This window comes from Pedobacter heparinus (genome assembly GCF_032678725.1).
Lineage (GTDB): Bacteria > Bacteroidota > Bacteroidia > Sphingobacteriales > Sphingobacteriaceae > Pedobacter > Pedobacter heparinus_A.
The window spans coordinates 392140-411257 of the sequence record NZ_JAVTSC010000001.1; the positions used below are offsets into that span (position 1 = coordinate 392140).

Genomic DNA, 19118 nt, shown 5'->3' on the forward strand with positions numbered 1-19118 from the left:
TTCTTACGTATTTTAAATATTCTTAGTTTTATTTTTTAATAAAAAATTTGGTTTAAATATTTAAATTAGTACCTTGTTCCCCAAACTGAGTAATTTTGAGTAAAATGATTACCTGTTTTGATTCATATTAAGGGAGTTTTTCAATTTTTCAATCATTTTAGGCGGTATTTATATGATTAAAATTATCATGCTGAATTTCGCGCTGTCATTCATTTTGCTTTCATGTAGTAAAATGAAGGGAGAAACTGTTCAGGATTTGCCGGTTTCTCCAGGAAATGGAATTGGTAAGCCAGGCCAGTCATTTGAATCCTATGGATTAATTGGTGATGGCATCACAGATAATACGGCTGCACTGCAAAAGTTAATTGATGAACGTTCGGAAATTTATTTAAAGAGCGGGACTTATATCATTAACCAAACCGTGAATCTTAAAGCAGGTGTTAAAATTTACGGGGAGGGATCTACGATCATAAAAGCCGGAAATAACATGTCTGGCACCTTGCTCAGCAATGGGAGATATTTTTTTGGTAACACTGCTGATCAGTTCATTATCAATCGGATTACCTTTGCCCAATCGGATCAGCCTTATCACTGGAGTGAATGGAATAATGCCTGCATTTATATATTAAACAGTAAAAGTACCATAATTGAAAACTGCGTTTTTGATTTCCACCTGCCTTACGCTTTAACTGGTATGGAGGCTGTCTGGATCAGTGGTCCGGCATCTTCGAATAATACGATAAAGAACAATAGACTCCTAACATTAGGTATAAAATATGCCGAAAATGGTGCTGACGGTACTATTGTTGAAAGTAATGATATAAAAAATGCGTATTCAAATGCTGTGACAGCTAATGGCAACCATCTTACGGATTATTCGTCCGGCTGCCAGGTGCTGACCAATACTATAACTAATGCCGGCCGTATGGCAATTGAAGACTGGGGCAAAACAAATGAAAGCCTGATCAAAGGAAATGTGATAACTGGTACAGGAAAAGATCCTAAGCAAGCTATTGATGGCATAGCACTTTCAGCAGTAGGAACTGATGTCAGGGTAACTGGCAATATCATCTCCGACAGTAAAATTTACGCGATTGAAGTAAGGGGTAATTGCAACGTTGCAGTTGCCAATAATGTCATTCTCGAAAATCCAGGATCAACAGCTATCATTCTTAATTATACCTTTCCTGTCCCTGAAAATATACAACATGCCCGTGCAGCAACAGTCACAGGAAATAAACTCAGTAAGAGCGATATTGGTATACATGTTTTTGGAGATTATGAGGCAAATGCCCTGATACAAAGCAACACTTTTACCAATATCATTACCAAGGGAATCAGTATTGAAAGCGGCGCTGCAACTTATAAACTGGATGTCGAAAAGAACCATTTTGCTTATACTATAAGTACGGACAAAGAACGGTTTGGGGTATTTAGTTATACAAAATATAATTCAAGTGCTGCTGTTAACCAGGTAATCAATCTTGTTGCTGATACTATTAGCTACGCAACATCTGCATCGGGTGGGGCAGGGCTTGATCTGGGATTTGTGATCAGAACAGACAAAGCAACTGTAAGCGATGCAGTTATTCAAGGAAATAATAATAAATCTTCGTCGGGTGCAGCAGTAAGTGCAATTACTGCGTTTGGGGGAAAGCCGGTTGACGTAAAATTCAGCAACAATAAAGTCTTTGGAGCTGTAGTTGATCTATCCGGCTTTATCAATAAACAGTTAACGGGAAATAGCTTTTAAAATCCCCTCTTCATTTTCTTTAAAAAATATGTATTCGCTTGAATCCAAGCATTTTTTTAATACGTATATATGATACCTATTGTTGATTGTTGAGAAATTCAGATTATTTACCTTTTAAAATTAAAGTTATGAAATCCAAAATTATCACTTCAGGTATTGCTGTATTAACTTTATTGTTAACAGCAAGTGCAACTACTGTTTTTATCGCTTCAAATAGTGATAGTAAAGTCCCAGTAATATCAGATAGGGCAAAATCTCTGGCCGCCCTGACGAGAACACTGGAATATGATTTTGACAGGCCTGCAATACGGAATAACTATTATTCAAATCTTGATCAGCTGGCAAAGGAGATTAAAAGTAGCAATTATGCCATTTCTTTAAGGGGGCATGCAGACTCTATTGGAAAATATAAGTATAACTGGGTGCTTTCTGATAAAAGGGCTATTAATGTAAAGAAATATCTGGTTAGTAAAGGTATAAAGGCGGAACGAATTATAACCACCCCTTTTGGTAGCACTGTTCCTATAGCCTCAAATAAAACAGAAGCCGGGCGTCAGAAAAACAGAAGGGTTGAAATTGAGCTGAAAGCAATCGACCTTCGGCAACAATAAAGTGATGCAGCAATGCTATACATGGTTTTTACAGTTAACTGGTACTAAATGAGGATCTTGCCGAGCGTTTGATTTACAGCTGAACTTGTTTTTACCGAACTACGAATGTATTGACTGCTATTTTAAATTTGGTTCTGGCCGTTTGAACAGAAATACCCAATTTATCAGCCACCTGGGCGCAGGTATGGCCTTCCTGGTAAATGAGTTTAAATACGGCTTCTTCCGTATTTAAAGCATGATCTTCGTTGACCACTGGTTTGCCGGATGAATAAATTATAGCTATATTTCTGGCAATAGCAGCCGCCCAGGTAAAAATTCTTGTTTTGGATGGCTGGTATTGAACACTTTCCTCACGGATTTTTAGAAAGGTTTGCTGAAAAACATCTTCTGCCAATTCATCAGATTTTACTATTCTTAAGATTATGCCGAATAGAGCGGCTCCGTACCGATTGTAGAGGTCCTGTATAAACTCACTTTCATCGTTTTTAACAAGCTGGATTATTGCAGGTTGATCTGTAATTGTTGGTAGCGTAATTGCCATCATAATTGTAAGCTTCTGTAGATAAACAAATGAAAAACGTTTTTGATGTATTTATTATCATGAAAAGTACAACTTACAGGAATACTGTCATTTACTGGTACAGCTAGTTAGGCGGCGATACGCTGTAACAATACTTTGCAAGGCTGTTGTGAGGTAACGATAACATGGTGTCTTTTGTGCAAGGGTATCTCCAGGTAGCTTCCGGGGGTTAAGCTGTGGATCTCATTTTCGATATGGATGTTACAGCTGCCTTCCAGGATCAGAAATCTTTCAAATTCATTATCGTGTACTTCCTGGGGTGCCATGTGTTTAAGCCAGACTATGGCTGTAATGGCCTGCGCCGTATAACTTATTATTTTTGCAAATACATCTTCGAAATAGTGAGGAGGTATCATGTCTTTTCTGCTGATCCAGTACCGGTAGTTACTTTCTGTTGAAATTTCGTCGAGTAGTGGAGCAGGAGTGATAAGTTCACCTGATTTTACACGGTCTGTATAGTCTATTGTGGCAAGCAAAAATGGTTTGATAATGGGATCTGGTTTGACGGCATGTTCCAATGCATATTTTTCCAGTGCAAGGCTGATCTGGTCAATTTCCTGCTGTATCTGCGGATGAGTTGCTTTCATTTGTTCAATGTGCAGATTCTCTTGTTCCGTTGTCTGGCCTAAGACATACAGTTCGAGTATTCCGGAGTCAATCAGGGTCTGCAGGTCTTTCATTGTACTGTTCAGATTTTATGTTTATGGTTTCTGCTATACCTCTCTAAAGCAACTTCAGATTTATGTTCAATTGTATGGTTACTTTTGTAAAGATAAGGTTTTTGTGATAGATATGAGTATTACTGATGTACAAGATAGTATCACTTGACCATTTCGTACGCTATCACGTCAACAGTTGTTCTGCATCAACTTCCAGGATATCTGCAATATGGAATAGCCGTTGTATGGTAATATTGCTGTAACCCAATTCAATTTTACTATAGGCATTCTGTGATATATTTAATTTTATTGCCAGATAATCCTGAGTGTAATTTCTCAATTCTCTTGTTTTTCTAATGTTATCTGCAACAAGCTTCGATTTTCTTTCTGCGAGCTCCTTCATATAATTAAAATTAATTTAACCTGTACTTATACATTAAAAACGAAAAAAGAGGAAGCTTGGATGTTTAGTGGCGCCATAGTAGCCGGGCTTTTCAAGGAAAGGCTGATGAGGTGAAAAGGGATTTGTAAAAAGGGAGCAATGCTAATTGCTCCCTTTTTAATCGCATTTATGATTTTGTCTTAAATTCCTGTTGCAATATTTACCGTTCTGGTAAATGAACTTCCTGCTGCATCGGTTACTGTAAATTTAAAAGAAGCCAGGCCCGCTTTATCGGCGGTAAATTTAACAATACCCTTGTCCTCTAGTTTTGCCTGGCCGTTAATTGCGGCCAAAGCCTGATATACCGGTTTTTCAGTATAACCCCTCGACAGTTGTTTCAAATCGATGGTAACGCTTTCTCCTGTTGCCACTATAAAATGTGGCCCCGCTATCCATTCCAGGTAATTGTCAAGATTGGTAAAACCATCTTTATCCGGATCTGCATTGGCATCTGAGAAATCACCAGAAGCAGAGTTTGGATTCAGCTTATGTAGTTTTTCCCACCAGTCTGGCAGGCCATCGTGGTCGCTGTCAAAAGATGCCGGGCGCTGTACTTCAGGATAATCTTCCCATCCACCAACATCCTCCTGCGAATCGGGCAATCCGGGTTTACCGGATTTGCTGCCTTTATAGGTATAAGTTCCGGCAAGTGTTTCATTAATGATTCGGATGTCATGATCATCAAAAACGGGCTGGTTACAACCAACATCAGACAATACGTCTTTATAGGCATCTCTTGCACTTTGTGTGGTTACGTAAGGAAGAAAAAAGGGCTTGTCGACAAAAGTTTGATAACTTACTTTTTTACCCGATTCTTTACGTCCGGCTTCCTGGTTCTTTTCATCAAATTGCCCTGGCATGATGTTGCCATCAAAGAAATAACGCTGCATTCCGCCGCCGTAGCCTTCGTGCTGTGCATTTAAGGCAAATTTAAAATTAGTAGCTGCACCGGGCTTGTAATAATTGTTTACAAAGTTAACCTCCATAGCGCCACCATCGGTAGTACGGTGGTCCCAGTTATACACTACATTGTTGCGCATGTCCATTCTGCCTAAGTAGTTTCCGTCACCATCGGCGCCACCAGCTAAACTCCAGTTCCGGCCGGCACAATGGGCCAGCAGGTTATGGTGAAAACTGCCTACATCTCCACCAACACTGGCTGCGAAGCCATGTGATTTCCCGGCCTCATATTTATTGTGCCCGGCAATATTTAATGCCTCAGAGATGAGGGTGCGCTGCAAGGTAATATTATGGGCTCCCCTCGAGCTAAATGATTCATCAATGGTCCAGCTGATAGAACAATGGTCTACAATGCTGTTGTTTGCGCCGGTAATTCCCATTCCATCATAAGTTGTACCGCCTCCAAGGCGAACACGCATGTGACGAATAATGGCATCGTCAGCTACAATACCTAAGGGTGCACTGCGGATACAGATGCCTTTACCAGGGGCAGTTTGTCCGGCAATGGTTACATAACGTTGATTTACAACCAGGCGCGATTTTAAGGTGATGATCCCTGATATAGTGAATACGACGATGCGCGGGCCGATATCTTGGCTAACTGCCTCACGAAGACTGCCGGGCCCTGAATCGTTCAGGTTGTTAACTTCAACTACTTTTCCTCCACGGCCACCACGGGCAAAACGGCCATAACCCTCGGCACCTGTAAAAGCAAGCTGCCGGGGCCTGAAATGCCAGATGTTGCCTTTAGTTACTTTACCGGCAGCATTTAATTCGTCAACTCTCCAGTAATAGGTAAGCATACTGTATATTTTTTCTGCAGTATAAGTAGTTGTTTTGCGGTTGCCCTTGAATTCTGGAGAACGGCGGGTAGCCGAAGCTACTGCAGTAGAATCTGTTCCAAAATACAGGTCATGTGAAACTGCTGTTTTTGCAGCTGTCCAGCTCATTGGAAGCGTTCCGGAATCTGCAGCTACGTGCTCATCGCTGTGGAGTGGCCGGGGCGAACTGGCGAGATCGATCACATTTGGCGTATTCAGTTCAAAGCCGTTAATGATCAGGTTTTTGTTGGCCGCCGCCGAAGCTTGATCAGCCTTAAAAGTTAATACCACATCTTTACCTGCCTCTGCGTTAAACTGCAGATAAGCTGTGCTGATTTTGGTGTTGTCAAGTACCCGGTAAGAGGGTGCCAAATTATTTGCCCCGAGTTTTCCATTTACATATATGTCAATTGGGGCATAAATGTCCGGACCTCCACCTCCTATAATGTTATGAAAGGTGAGCAGGGTATTTGGCCCCGCCGGAAGCCCGCTGATGCGCATTTCTATTTCGGCTCCTGCATTTCCGTCGCTAACCATTAGTCCATCACTGGCTAGTCTTGCGTAATTTGGTGCCTGAACACCGGTTTTATAATAATCGGTTACAAGTCCGGAACCTGCAGGACCTTTTTTTGTAAAGGTGATCGTTACGCCTTTGACAGTAAGTTTATCAGAAATACCGGATTTAACAGGCCAGGGTATGTATTCAAATTCATTTACTTCTGCTGCTCTGCGGGAAGAAACATTTAAATCTACTTTTAGTACGGGTTTTGGTTTTTGGGCCATTGTCATGCATGGCATACAAAGGCACGAAGCGAACAGCAGGAGTGTGGTGTAAAAGGGTTTCATTATATATCTGGTTGTTATGTTTTGAAACTTAGGTGTTTCGTTCATATAAATAGAAAGAAATTATCACTGTTTGCCAATAGATGAGGGTTGTAATCAGACTTTATTGTACTGAACCGGGATAACTTATGGATGAATGTATTCAACCTGATAATATCCCGGTTCAATTCTAAATTATCAGTATCTGGTGGGTATTTATTGGTTAGAACAATATAAATAAATAAATTGTCTGGATTAACTAAAACAATGAGATTTAATTGCTGGTATTTACATTTCTTCCTCTTAATTTTTATCGCGGCTGAAGCCAGAGCTCAGCACGAGGGGTTTATATATGGGGAAATTAAATTAAAAAATAAGCAGATTTATACCGGACAGATCAGGTGGAGTGGCGGTCAGATGTTATGGACTGATATTTTACTGGTTGCCAAGCAGGTTAACCCGAATCTGAGGTATTTAAGTGAATATCAGCTCAAGAACCTGTCTAAAGATGGGGTTGAGCCAGTAATCGACTGGAAATTCATGAACTTATGGAAAGACAAATATCCCGAAAGGAAAAGCGAGATCTTATCGCGTTTTGGAGATATTGCACTGATCCATGTAACCGGGTTAAAGGAAGCCCAGCTGTATTATAAAAGTGGCGCTAAAATCAGGGTAACTGTAGACGAACAGGAGAGCCGGCATTTGGGCAAAGATATCGTAGTTTATAACAATGAGTTGGTAAACACCATAAAATGGTCGGCCATTAGCACCATCAGGTTTTTTGCTGGCCCCTCACGCTTAAACCACCTTAAAGGAAACCCACTCTATGGAACGGTCATGACCACAAAAGGGGCTTTTAGTGGCTTTATCCAATGGGATAAAATGAAATACCTGGATAACCAATACCTGGAAGGAATGCTGAACGGAGAAAAACGGATGCAATATGTTTTTGCAGATATCGCTGCCATGGAGCGGTTTAATAAAGGTGCCACAGTAAGCCTGAAATCTGGAAAGGAAGTTTATTTAACCGATGACAGGGATGTTTCGGCTGCCAATGGTGGGATTGTAGTGATGCATCCTCAGTGGGGAAGGGTAATTGTATCCTGGAAGGCTTTCAGATCGTTGCAGCTTGAACGTGTTCCAGATAACATAGGATATGACGCTTATGCCAGCCCCAAAAAAATATATGCTACAGTAAGTACCAGGGACAAAAAGATCTATAAAGGCAATTGTGTTTTTGACATGGACGAAGAATGGAATTGTGATTTAATGGAAGGAAATAAAGATGGGATGTACTATCAACTGCCTTTTAAATACATTAGTAAAATGTCCCCTATGGGACAAAGCTATTCCAATGTGACGTTAAACGATGGACGGGAATTGATTTTAGGGCATCACAATGATGTAACCGCAAAAAATTGGGGTATATTGGTCTGGCAGGCCAATTCAGAAAATAAATATATACCCTGGAATATGATTACTGAAATCTCATTCAAATAAAATGATGTACCAGAACTATATTGTCGCATTTTTATGGATCTTAACGGTTATTGTTTTACTGTGGTTTGGCAATAGGTTTATTTTCAGGATTTTAGATGGCCATATATCCTGGTTTAAGTATGCAGCCAAAAGGTTTTTCCTTCAGCTGATGTTAAGTTGTCTTTACTCCCTGGCCTGCATCAATCTCAGCTATTACCTGTTTAAGATTACCAGTACAGTAACTCCACCTGACCTGGCCCAGATCCTGGTGCTCAACATTTATGGGCTGTTGTTTATTATTCCTGTACTTTCAGTCAATTTTGGCATCTATTTTATGATGCAGTGGAAAAAGGAGCACCTGCAATCCGATCAGTTGAAGCAGGAAAATTTAAACAGTCAGCTGGAGGCACTTAGAATGCACATCGACCCGCATTTTTTATTCAATAACCTGAATGTGTTGTCGGCACTTATTGAAAAAAATTCCAGAGATGCCCAGCTCTTTTTAGAGCGCTTTGCTGATGTATACCGGTATGTGCTACAGTATAAAAGAGAAGAGCTGGTCTCATTGAATACGGAAATTGCATTTATTAAATCGTATGTTTTCTTATTGAAGAAGCGTTTTGAAGAGCAATGTATTGTGGAAATAGCTATACCAGTTGATTTACCAGATACCCTATGTATACCTCCGTTGTCACTCCAGATGCTTGTGGAAAATGCGATCAAACACAATAAAATAGCTGAGCAGAGCCCGCTGGTCATCCGTATTTTTATCGAAAACGGGAAAACTTTAGTGGTCCAGAATAATTATCAGCCTAAGCAACAGACGGAAAGCACTTTAGCTAATACCGGACTGGAAAATATCAGCAAACGGTACAGATACCTCTCTGATAATTCGATCAGTGTGATACAAAATGAAAACTTGTTTATTGTGAAACTGCCGCTGTTGGAGCTGGAGGATTAAGGGCTTATTTAATATCTTAGCAAAACGAAAGGTTAAACCCATACGGATGAAAGTTTTAATTGTTGAAGATGAAGTTCCTGCTGCGCAAAGACTCCAGAGTTTATTGGCTGAATATGGAGGAATGACGATACTGGAAGTTTTACCTAGTGTAGAAAGTACCGTAAAATGGTTGCAGCTGCATCCGCTTCCGGACCTTATATTTCTGGATATCCATTTATCCGACGGACTTTCTTTTGAGATCTTTAAGCAAATGACCGTAAAATGTCCCGTAATTTTTTGCACTGCATACGATCAGTATGCACTGGATGCCTTTCAGCTGCATAGTATCGACTATCTTTTAAAACCCATACAGTACGATAAGCTGTACAAGAGCCTGGAAAAAATGAAGGATATCCGGCAGTCCTTTTCAACCTCAGCTGATCCTGTTCAGATGAACGACATCGTCAACATGATCAAGAAGGGGGAAGCCAGTTATAAAAGCAGGTTCATGGTGAAATCAGGTGCGAAAATAAAAACTATAAAAACTGATGACATCGCTTATTTTTATTCTCATAACAAGCTGAGCCTGCTGGTAACCGGGCAGGGAGAAAAATTCCCGATTGACTATGCCCTTGATGAGTTGATCCATATGCTTAATCCGGGTTTATTTTTTCATATAAACAGAAAACTGATCATACATATTGATGCGGCCAAAGAGATCCATCCTTATTTTAAAGGAAGGCTAAAGTTAGTACTCCATCCCCCGATAGAAGAAGAAGTAATTGTAAGCAGTCAGAAAACCCCTGCTTTTAAAGACTGGCTTGATCAATAATTCAGTTCAATGATATCCGCATTCAGAATCAAATAATCCCCCTTCATCCGGTATTCATTTTTATTGAGGTAAATATTGAGTTCTTTCATATTATGAAATATGTGATCGCATTCATTGTGGGACTGGTATTTTTTAACCTGAACAGTCATGCTCAGCAACTGAAAATAATTACGGGAACTGTTCAGGATACTGCTGGAGTTACTTTGCCATCAGCATTGGTAAAATTAAGGTCTGTTACAGATAGCCTGGCGGTTGCCTCAGATATAGATGGTAATTTTAAATTCCAGCATGTAAAAGATTCTCTGGTGACCATTTCTGTAAATTATATTGGTTTCAAGCCATTTGTAAAAAGTTTTAAAATCAGCAGGAATTTAAAACTGGTCAACCTGGGTGCTATCAAATTATCAGAATTAAGCAATTCCCTTAAAGAAGTAAATATTGTGGGCGTTATCCCGGTCATATTAAAGGAAGATACGGTACAATACGATGCCAGCGCTTTTAAGGTACGTGAGGGTGATGCAGTAGCCGAAGTCATTAAAAAACTGCCTGGCGTAGAGGTAGACAAGAACGGAAACATTACGGCACAAGGTGAGGCTGTTACTAAGGTAAGGCTAAACGGCAAAGATTATTTTGGTGATGACGTTGCTGCTGCGATCCAGAACCTTCCGGCAGATATCGTACAGAATTTACAGATCATAGACGATTATGGTGACCAGGCGAATATTACAGGATTAAAGACCGGAACACCGCAAAAAATATTGAACATTAATTTACAGCCAGATAAAAAGAAAGGTTATTTTGCTAAAAGCAGTATCGGGGCAGGGAGTGAACGCCGGTATTCTGGCGGGATAAAAGCCAATATACTCAACGACGATGAGCAGCTTTCCTTTGAAGCTGATCTGAACAATACCGAAGGCCGGTCTGCCGGTACCTCAGAAAATAAATCGGTTAAATTAAATTACCGGAACAACTGGGGTAAAAAAGTGGTTTCCTATGGTAGTTACAGGTTTAATAATCAGAATAATAATACTTTAGAACATGTTTTTAGCCAGAATATTTACCAGGATTATACCCGATTTGAAGAGGAATCTAACAACAATAATGCCCTTAACAATAACCACAATTTAGCCTGGAACTTTGAAATCAGACCAGACGATGCCAACTATATAAAAATAGAGCCTGATGTTGCTTACAATACGGCAATGGCTAACAATTCGGGCTTAACCAATACCCAAATATTACAAGCCTCTTCCCTAAGACAAAGCAGTCAGCGCAACTATTCTTCTTCCCTTAACTTTGGTGCAAAAGTTTTTTATAACCATAAGTTTGAAAAACCGAGGCGTAACTTTAGCTTAAATGCCAATCTCAACTCCAGTTCTGGCAATGAAGACAGGAATGTAAGAAATGACTATACCAATACAGATTCACTAGGTACAGTTACAGAAGATCAGCAATATCAACTGGCCAATAATGACAACAACAACATCAGCAGCCAGCTCAGGGCGGCTTATATTGAACCCCTTAGCCAGTCCGATTTTTTGGAATTGAGCTACGATTGGAGCCGTTCTAAAACCGGAAATTTCAAGGAAACAAAGGATGTAGATCCGGTTAGCAATGCAGAAACCCCCAATTTAAACCTCAGCAGCAATTACGACTATACTTTTATTACCAACAGGATCGGGCTAAACTATCGTTTTAAAAAAGATAAACTGAATTATGCGTTAGGTGTTTCTGCACAACCTTCAGCATTGCTGGGTACTGACATTGGCAGGGCAATCCAAACCAATAAAAAGACATTCAACTGGATACCTACGGCAAGATTGGTATACCGTTTTTCAAAGGAAAAAGTAATTTCCGCAAAATACAATGGAAGCAGCAGGCAACCCAGCTTTATCCAGCTGCAGCCCATAACAGACAATTCAAACCTGCAAAATACAGTTACAGGTAATCCTGATCTGAAACCTGAATTTATACACCAGATGAAAGTGGAATACAAACAGACTGGCTTGTCTTCGGGTTATATGATGCATGCAAACCTGAGCTTTGACCAGGTTCAGGATAAAATTGTAACCAGTAAAGTGATTATTCCCGACAGTTTACGACAGGAAACCAGTTACATCAATACCAATGGATTTTATAGCGCCAGGGGCCGTTATTCCTTATCTGTTCCGCTGTCAAAACGCAAATATATGATCACCTGGTATGGAGGTTCCGATTTTAGTAATAATGTTGCTTTTTCGAATAATGAGCGTAACATTGGTAAGAACCTTGGCATCACCCAGGGTTTGAAGTTTCGTTTGGACCTGGAAGACATCATGGATTCAGAATTGAATACCTCATACACCTATAATACCACCTCTTATTCAGGTTCCTCATTTACCGATCGCCATACCAGTCAGATCAGTTTGGGATTGCAGGGGCGCAATTATTTTTTAAAGAACTGGATACTGGGTTACGACTTTTCGCAAACCTTTAATGAAGGCTTTAACACGGCCATTAACAACCCGACTTTACTGAGTTTTTACCTGGAACACCGCTTTCTCAAAGGTAAGAAAGGAAGCATCAAACTGCAGGGCTTTGACCTTTTGAATCAGAATACTGGTGTATCCAGGGATGTGTTTGATAATGAAATTGTTGACAGGCAAAGCAACCGGCTTACTACTTATTTTTTAATTTCCTTTAACTTCCGTTTACAGCGTTTTGGAGGCGGATAAATTTTGATTATGATAACATCATACAGCACCATGTGAAAATTGTACAAGATATATCGTTAACCATATATTAATTTTGAATTACTAACCAAATTTTTAAACCTACTGGATCTTCTTCAAAGCATTCAGCTATTTATGTCTTTTATGAAAAAACCCCTTTTAATCATGCTTTCCCTGCTTTGTACAGGAGTAGCTTTTGCTCAATATCCAACCATTCCACCCGCTTTACAGGATTCATCGGATGCTGTAGATGCACAGAGAAGAAAACTATCTGATCAGGCATGGGAAAAAGCCTTCAGTATTGTACAACTGGAAATGAAAAATGGCAGGCCATATGTACCGGCTGCAGCTAAGCCTTCCGATCTTTTAAAGGTTAAGCTTCCGGCATTTCCGGGCGCTGAGGGTGGCGGCGCATTTACACCAGGCGGACGGGGAGGTAAGGTCATTGTAGTCACCACCCTCGAAGATAGCGGCCCAGGATCATTCCGCGCAGCTTGTGAAGAAGGTGGTGCACGTATCATCGTTTTTAATGTTGCAGGAATAATACACTTAAAAAGCCCGGTTAGCATCCGGGCACCATACCTGACCATCGCAGGACAATCAGCCCCTGGTGATGGTGTATGTATCGCTGGTGAATCGATATGGATAGATACACATGATGTGGTAATCCGTTACATGCGTTTTCGCAGGGGTGCTACCGAGGTAACCCGAAGAGACGATGCTTTAGGAGGTAATCCGATCGGAAATATCATCATTGACCATGTTTCTGCCAGTTGGGGATTAGATGAGAACATGTCTATTTACAGACATGTATATGATCCCAAAGATGGATCAAAACCCCAGAAATTGCCTACTGTCAACGTAACGATCCAGAACTCCATTTTTTCTGAAGCCCTGGACACTTACAACCATTCTTTTGGAAGCACTCTTGGTGGGTTAAACAGCACATTTATGAGGAATCTATGGGCTAGCAATATCAGCAGAAATCCTTCAGTAGGTATGTATGGCGATTTTGGTTTTGTAAACAATGTGGTATTTAACTGGTGGAACCGCAGTGCAGACGGAGGTGACAACAATTCCCTTTTCAGTTTCATCAATAACTATTATAAACCAGGACCAATTACCCCTGCTGGTGAACCCATCTCTTACCGGATATTGAAACCGGAATCCGGACGCGACAAAAGATATGCACACGTTTTTGGAAAAGCTTATGTTACCGGAAATGTAATAGAAGGAAATGAAAAAGTAACCAAAGACAACTGGGCTGGTGGTGTACAGCCGGCTGATAAAACAAATAACCAAAAACTGCTGGATTCTATCCGCACAGACAAACCTTTACCAATGGCAAAGGTAACAACCATTGATGCTTACAAGGCATACGATTACGTATTGAACAATGCTGGTGCTACCTTACCTAAGCGGGATGCAGTGGATATCCGGGTGGTAGAACAGGTGAAAACAGGAAAAATACAGTATAGCGAACAGGCGAAACTGCCAGTTGGCGGAAAGTTTATTAAAAGACGTTTACCTGCAGATTCTTATAAGCAAGGAATCATTTCAGACATTAGCCAGGTAGGTGGTTACCCGGAATATAAAGGAACGCCTTACCAGGATTCGGACAACGATGGAATTCCTGATGCCTGGGAAATTAAAAACAGCTTGGATGCAAAAAATGCCTCAGACGCAGCAAAGATCAGTAAAAACGGATACTCAAATATTGAAAATTACCTGAACAGCCTGGCGGACCTTAAAAATGTAAGACCATAACAAGGACTTTACACAATTATGTGGGTTATGATAAGATCATATAATAGATAGGGAAAATGCTACAACAAGCATTGGGCTTATCTTTTAATTTTGTGACACCAATATAAATTTGAGTGGCATCTAAGGGTTCTTAACCGTTATTTCTACTTGTAAAATTACAACGATTGTGAAATACATTCCTATAAAATATTGTCGCATATGGGCTTTACTGATGCTTGGACTGTTTCCTGTTGTAGCGGGATATGCGCAAAAAGTAAAAACACCCGAGCCACCAAAACCAATATTTAAAGGTAAAGATGGTCAGCTAAATTATACGCCTGATGAGAAAGGTAACCGTATTCCGGATTTTTCATACGCAGGTTATAAGGCAGGAGAACAGGCTATACCAGATGCCGCCGTTAAAATTATCGTTCCTGTAAAGAATGGAGATGCTACTTTAAGGATTCAATCAGCCTTAAATTATGTGGCTGCTTTACCTCTGGGTAAAGATGGTTTAAGAGGAGCAGTATTGCTTGAAAAAGGTAAGTATGAAGTTGCCGGTACCTTAAAGATCAATGCTTCGGGCGTGGTTTTGCGTGGCAGCGGAATGGGAGCAGACGGAACAATCTTGTTTGCAACCGGGCTGGATAGACTGGGGGTACTTCGCATAGCAGGAAAAGCGGATCGTGTTAAGGAAACCGCTATAGCAGTTACAGCTCATTATGTGCCGGTAAACGCCATGAAAATTACGGTTGCCGATGGGGGATTTAAGAAAGGGGATCAGGTAATCGTTCAGCGCATATCAACAAAAAACTGGATCGACGAACTCGGTACAGCTCATTTTGGCGGAGGCATTACTTCTTTGGGATGGAAACCAGGACAAAGGGACATTTATTGGGATAGAAAAATTGTTGCCGTTGAAGGAAGTACGCTGCTGTTGGATGCACCTTTAACTACTGCCCTGGATGCAAACTATGGTGGTGCAACAGTATCAAAATACAGCTGGAATGGTAGAATTTCCAATTCAGGTACAGAAAATATCAGGTTTATATCGGCTTTTGATGATCAAAACCCTAAAGATGAATACCACCGCTGGACTGCGATCTCACTGGAAAATGTAACAGATGCCTGGGTACGGCAGGTTGTTTTTGAACACTTTGCAGGCTCGGCAGTAAACGTTCAGGAAACAGCAAACAGAATAACCGTTGAAGATTGTAAATCCCTGGCCCCGGTTTCAGAAATTGGTGGCGAGCGCAGGTATACTTTTTTAACGACCGGAGGGCAAACACTGTTTCAAAGACTATATTCCGAGTACGGCTATCATGATTTTGCTGTAGGCTTTTGTGCTCCTGGTCCCAATGCATTTGTACAGTGCCAGGCTTATTTGCCATTTAGCTTTAGCGGAACAATAGACAGCTGGGCCTCAGGTGTGTTATTTGATGTTGTTAATGTCGATGGACAGGCCCTTAGCTATATGAACCGCTGGCAGGACGGACAAGGCGCAGGCTGGTCGGCAGCAAACAGTGTGTTCTGGCAGTGTACAGCAGCAAGGGTAGATTGTTACGCTCCGCCAACTGCGCAGAACTGGGCCTTCGGTACCTGGGCACAGTTTGCCGGCAATGGATATTGGGATATGTCCAATGAGCAGATCCAGCCAAGGAGTTTATATTATGCACAACTGAAAGACAGACTGGGTAAACAAGTTGATGACAGGACTTTTATAATGCCTGTAGAAACGGAAGCTTCCAGCAGCCCACCAGTGGATGTGGCTCAGAAACTTACCAAACTGGCTGTTAAACCGGACATGCAATTAACTGAATATATAGACCAGGCTACAGCGCGGCAAAAAATTCCGACAACTGCAGGCTCAGCAAAAAATATCGATAAAATAGGGCTGGATAAAGTAACCGTTCCGGCTAAGGCTCCGGCCATGGAGATAAATAATGGCTGGCTGCTGCGAGGTACTGCCCCGGTTACCGGCAATCGCGCAGACGTGCAATGGTGGAATGGCAGTGCAAGACCTTATGCGCTGCAAGGCATGAAAATGCACATTACCCGTTTTGTACCTGGTCGCATTGGCAAGGGGTTAACAGACGACCTGGAAGAAGTCACAGACCTCATGCAAAAGGGCTCGGTGAAGATCTTGGAACATAATTACGGTTTATGGTACGACAGAAGACGCGATGACCATGAGCGGATCAGAAGGATGGACGGTGAGGTATGGACACCTTTTTATGAGCTGCCTTTTGCGCGCAGCGGGCAGGATAAGGCATGGGATGGCCTGAGTAAATACGACATCAGTAAATACAATCCATGGTATTGGGGCCGCTTAAAACAATTCGCAGACCTGGCTGATCAGAAAGGGCTGGTACTGATCCATGAGAACTATTTTCAGCACAACATCATAGAAGCAGGTGCACATTATGCAGACTTCCCCTGGCGGACCGCAAATAACATTAACAGTACAGGCTTTCCCGAACCGGTACCTTATGCCGGTGACAAACGGATATTTATGGCCGGGCAGTTTTATGACATCAGCAACGTGCAGCGACGCGCACTCCACCGCGCCTATATCCGCAAATGCCTGGATAATTTCAAAGACAATACAGGTGTAATCCAGCTGATCAGTGCAGAATTTACGGGGCCTTTACATTTTGTAGAATTTTGGATAGATACCATTAAAGAATGGGAAAAAGAAACCGGGAAACACCCGATCATTGGCCTAAGCACTACTAGAGATGTACAAGATGCCATACTGGCTGATAAAGACAGAGCCGCAGTGGTTGACCTGGTTGACATTCGTTACTGGCATTATCAGGCGGATGGGACAGCTTATGCACCAGAAGGCGGAAAAAACCTTGCTCCGCGTCAGCATGCACGTTTATTAAAGCCTAAAAAAACTTCCTTTGAACAGGTATACCGTGCAGTAGCAGAATATCGCACACAGTATCCACATAAGGCTGTGATTTATTCAGGAGATGGTTTTGACGCTTTTGGCTGGGCTATTTTCATGGCGGGTGGTTCCTTGTCGAATGTTCCTGCCCCAGCTAACCTGCTTAACGCAGTTACTGAAATGAAAGCCCTGGCTCCAGCTGGTAAAGCTATCGGGCAATATGCCCTTCAAAACCCAGGCAAAGCTTATGTATGGTATAATGGTACTGAGGCTTCAATACATGCCGATCTGAGCAAAGCAGCAGGAAATTACCTGCTGCAATACATCAATCCACGTAATGGTACCGTATTAAAAGAGGAAAAGATCAAGGGTGGATCTGCTATCGAACTGAAAAAACTTTCATCTGCGGATGAGGTGATCTTTATCAACAAAATTTAAAGCCATATCTATGTATAAAAAAATAGCATTATTTGTTGTCGTTTCATTGGTCGTACTTGGATGCGCCTCAGACCAAAAGCCAAAGGCTTTAAAAAAAGGATTGCATATTTCAGCTAATGGCAGGTATTTTACCACAGAAGATGGGAAACCTTTTTTCTGGCTGGGAGATACCGGCTGGCTTTTGTTTAATAAACTGACCAGGGAACAAGCCAATACCTATTTGGAAGACCGCATGCAAAAAGGCTTTAATGTGATCCAGGTAATGGTATTGCATACTGTACCTTCTGTTAACATTTATGGAGATTCTTCACTGATTGGTGGTGATATCTCAAAACCAAAGGTTACACAGGGAACCACATTTACAGACGCTGCACAATATGATTTTTGGGACCATGTGGATTATATTGTAGATAAAGCTGCTGAAAAAGGTATCTATATGGCCATGGTGCCGGTTTGGGGTACCAATGTAAAGAATAAAAAAGTGACTCCTGAGCAGGCTAAAATTTATGCGGAGTTTCTGGCAAAACGCTATAAAGACAGATGGAACATCATTTGGTTAAATGGTGGTGATATTAAGGGGTCTGAAGTGAAACCGGTATGGGAGATGATTGGCAGCACGTTACGGGCAAACGACCCAAACCACCTCATCACTTTTCATCCAAGGGGCCGCACCGCATCATCAGAATGGTTTCATGAAGCCAAATGGCTGGATTTTAATATGTCGCAATCCGGACATCGCCGTTACGAGCAGGATACCTCTGCAAAAGAGCAATGGCATTACGGAGAGGACAACTGGAAATACATAGAAAAAGACTATAACCTGAAACCCGTAAAACCTACTATAGATGGGGAGCCATCTTACGAAGGTATCCCTCAGGGCCTGCATGATGTGACCCAGCCGAAATGGAACGATGCAGATGTCCGTAGATATGGCTACTGGTCAGTTTTTGCAGGTGCATTTGGCTACACTTATGGAGATAATTCCGTAATGCAGATGTACAATCCTGAGGATAAAGATCCTGCTTACGGTGCAACCAAACCATGGCAGGAAGCCATCAATGATCCTGGTGCAGGACAGATGGTGCATTTAAAAAAACTGATGCTTTCCAAAAAAGGGGAGGCTTATTTTGACAGGGTGCCAGATCAGTCAGTCCTGGCAGGGGCGGCTGGTGTTGATGGAGAAAAATACAACAGGTTACTGGCCACAAGGAGCAAGGATTACATTTTTGTGTATACGTACACCGGCAGAAACATCCCCTTAAAAATGGCCGTGCTGGAGGGCGATAAAGTTAAAGCGTCCTGGTTCAATCCAAGAGATGGAAAAACAACAGTTATCGGCGAGATTGAAAATATAGGAACACATGATTTTGATGCTCCCGGATCAGAAGAGAACGGAAACGACTGGGTATTGATCATAGATAAAATATAAAT

General features: G+C 41.5%; 13 protein-coding genes. 9 read left to right on the plus strand and 4 right to left on the minus strand.

Going from position 1 to position 19118, the window contains the following annotated elements:
- The first annotated feature begins 232 nt into the window (after window positions 1-232).
- Both R2Q85_RS01655 and R2Q85_RS01660 read left to right on the plus strand, forming a co-directional pair.
- Window positions 233-1753 carry a right-handed parallel beta-helix repeat-containing protein gene (locus R2Q85_RS01655; protein WP_316809994.1) on the plus strand — a complete coding sequence of 507 codons (1521 nt, stop codon included), beginning with the start codon at window positions 233-235 and terminating at the stop codon, window positions 1751-1753.
- A 128-nt stretch (window positions 1754-1881) separates the two neighbouring features.
- A complete protein-coding gene (locus R2Q85_RS01660; RefSeq protein ID WP_316809995.1) occupies window positions 1882-2364 on the plus strand; it encodes an OmpA family protein in 483 nt (160 codons plus the stop codon).
- A gap of 91 nt (window positions 2365-2455) precedes the next feature.
- Here the strand turns inward: R2Q85_RS01660 and R2Q85_RS01665 are convergent, their stop codons facing one another.
- From R2Q85_RS01665 to R2Q85_RS01680, 4 genes are all read right to left on the minus strand, one after another.
- Window positions 2456-2908 carry an RNA polymerase sigma factor gene (locus R2Q85_RS01665; protein WP_316809996.1) on the minus strand — a complete coding sequence of 151 codons (453 nt, stop codon included), beginning with the start codon at window positions 2906-2908 and terminating at the stop codon, window positions 2456-2458.
- Window positions 2909-3012: 104 nt separating this feature from the next.
- The gene (locus R2Q85_RS01670) at window positions 3013-3624 is read right to left on the minus strand and encodes a cupin domain-containing protein (RefSeq protein WP_316809997.1); all 612 of its coding nucleotides are present in this window, start codon (window positions 3622-3624) and stop codon (window positions 3013-3015) included.
- Between the two features lie 163 nt (window positions 3625-3787).
- Window positions 3788-4006, minus strand: coding sequence for a helix-turn-helix transcriptional regulator (locus R2Q85_RS01675; RefSeq protein ID WP_316809998.1), 219 nt, complete (start codon window positions 4004-4006; stop codon window positions 3788-3790).
- Window positions 4007-4185: 179 nt separating this feature from the next.
- Window positions 4186-6672 (minus strand): Ig-like domain-containing protein, encoded by a 2487-nt coding sequence (locus tag R2Q85_RS01680; RefSeq protein WP_316809999.1) that lies wholly within the window; start codon window positions 6670-6672, stop codon window positions 4186-4188.
- Between the two features lie 243 nt (window positions 6673-6915).
- Between R2Q85_RS01680 and R2Q85_RS01685 the strand changes: the two genes are divergently transcribed.
- From R2Q85_RS01685 to R2Q85_RS01715, 7 genes are all read left to right on the plus strand, one after another.
- The gene (locus R2Q85_RS01685; protein WP_316810000.1) at window positions 6916-8148 is read left to right on the plus strand and encodes a hypothetical protein; all 1233 of its coding nucleotides are present in this window, start codon (window positions 6916-6918) and stop codon (window positions 8146-8148) included.
- Between the two features lies 1 nt (window position 8149).
- A complete protein-coding gene (locus tag R2Q85_RS01690) occupies window positions 8150-9088 on the plus strand; it encodes a sensor histidine kinase (RefSeq protein ID WP_316810001.1) in 939 nt (312 codons plus the stop codon).
- Between the two features lie 46 nt (window positions 9089-9134).
- On the plus strand, window positions 9135-9899 hold the full coding sequence (locus tag R2Q85_RS01695) for a LytTR family DNA-binding domain-containing protein (RefSeq protein WP_316810002.1): 765 nt from the start codon (window positions 9135-9137) through the stop codon (window positions 9897-9899).
- A 92-nt stretch (window positions 9900-9991) separates the two neighbouring features.
- Window positions 9992-12613 carry an outer membrane beta-barrel protein gene (locus R2Q85_RS01700; RefSeq protein ID WP_316810003.1) on the plus strand — a complete coding sequence of 874 codons (2622 nt, stop codon included), beginning with the start codon at window positions 9992-9994 and terminating at the stop codon, window positions 12611-12613.
- A gap of 141 nt (window positions 12614-12754) precedes the next feature.
- On the plus strand, window positions 12755-14377 hold the full coding sequence (locus R2Q85_RS01705) for a polysaccharide lyase (RefSeq protein WP_316810004.1): 1623 nt from the start codon (window positions 12755-12757) through the stop codon (window positions 14375-14377).
- A gap of 166 nt (window positions 14378-14543) precedes the next feature.
- A complete protein-coding gene (locus R2Q85_RS01710; RefSeq protein ID WP_316810005.1) occupies window positions 14544-17687 on the plus strand; it encodes a DUF6298 domain-containing protein in 3144 nt (1047 codons plus the stop codon).
- A gap of 10 nt (window positions 17688-17697) precedes the next feature.
- Window positions 17698-19116 (plus strand): glycoside hydrolase family 140 protein, encoded by a 1419-nt coding sequence (locus R2Q85_RS01715; RefSeq protein WP_316810006.1) that lies wholly within the window; start codon window positions 17698-17700, stop codon window positions 19114-19116.
- Window positions 19117-19118 lie beyond the last annotated feature (2 nt).